Source organism: Streptomyces sp. NRRL F-5755, from assembly GCF_001279365.1.
Lineage (GTDB): Bacteria > Actinomycetota > Actinomycetes > Streptomycetales > Streptomycetaceae > Streptomyces > Streptomyces rimosus.
In genome coordinates this window covers 1-993 of sequence record NZ_LGCW01000164.1, presented here as the reverse complement: position 1 = coordinate 993, position 993 = coordinate 1, and the positions used below count along the sequence as shown (strand labels likewise).

Genomic DNA, 993 nt, shown 5'->3' with positions numbered 1-993 from the left:
CCCCTTGCCGGCCGCGGCGGCGGCCAGGTCGACGGAGGTCTGCGGGGTGATCGAGGACATGTCGATCAGCAGCGCCCCGCGCCGGGCGTTGTCCAGGATGCCGTCGGGCCCGTAGGCGACGGCCTCGACCTGGGGGGAGGCGGGCACCATGGTGACGACGACGTCCGCCTCGCGGACCGCCTCGGCTATCGAGGCGGCAGGGGTGCCGCCGGCGGCCGCCAGCCGGTCGAGCTTGTCCTGCTCGAGGGTGTGGCCGGTGACCGGGTAGCCGGCCTTGATCAGGTTCTCGGCCATGGGCGCGCCCATGATGCCCAGCCCGATCCACGCGACCTTCGGAAGAGTGCTCATCGTTCGTCGGTGCCTTTCGTGCGGCGGGTCAGGAGGCGGTGGCGGTGCGCTGGGGGCGGGGCAGCCAGGCGAACGCCTCCGCGCTCGGGCGGTCGCCGGGCGTGTATTCCAGGCCGACCCAGCCGTCGTAGCCGTTGGTGCGCAGCCGGCCCAGGAGGTCTTCGAGGGGCAGGGTGCCGGTGCCGGGGGCGCCGCGGCCGGGGCTGTCGGCGATCTGCACATGCCCGGTCAGCGGGGTGTAGCGGTCGATGACCGCTGCCAGGTCCTCGCCGTTCCTGGCCAGGTGGTACAGGTCCATCAGGAACCGGGCGTTGTCCAGGCCGGTGGCCGCGTTGACCGCGTCCACCACCTCGACGGCCTTGGGCGCGGAGACGAGCGGGTAGCGCGGGGATTCCGGGGCGTTCAGCGCCTCGATCAGCAGGGTGGCGCCGATCCGGTGGGCGGCCCGGGCGGCCAGCGTCAGGTTCTCCAGCGCCAGCGCGTCCTGGGCGGCGGGGTCGATGCCGTCGAGGCGGTTGCCGTACAGGGCGTTGAGCGCGGTGCAGTCCAGCGACTGCGCGAAATCCGCGGCCACCTCCACATTCGCCCGGAAGCGCTCGGATTCGGGGCCGGGCAGGGACAGGGCGCCGCGGTCGGGGCCGGGCA

The 993-nt window shown here is 73.9% G+C and carries 2 protein-coding genes; both read right to left on the bottom strand.

The annotated features are described in order from the left end of the window. A partial coding sequence (locus ADK86_RS16350) for an NAD(P)-binding domain-containing protein (protein WP_159393867.1) occupies positions 1-348 on the bottom strand: 348 nt, incomplete at its 3' end. A 28-nt stretch (positions 349-376) separates the two neighbouring features. Then, a partial coding sequence (locus tag ADK86_RS16345; RefSeq protein WP_053697243.1) for a TIM barrel protein occupies positions 377-993 on the bottom strand: 617 nt, incomplete at its 5' end.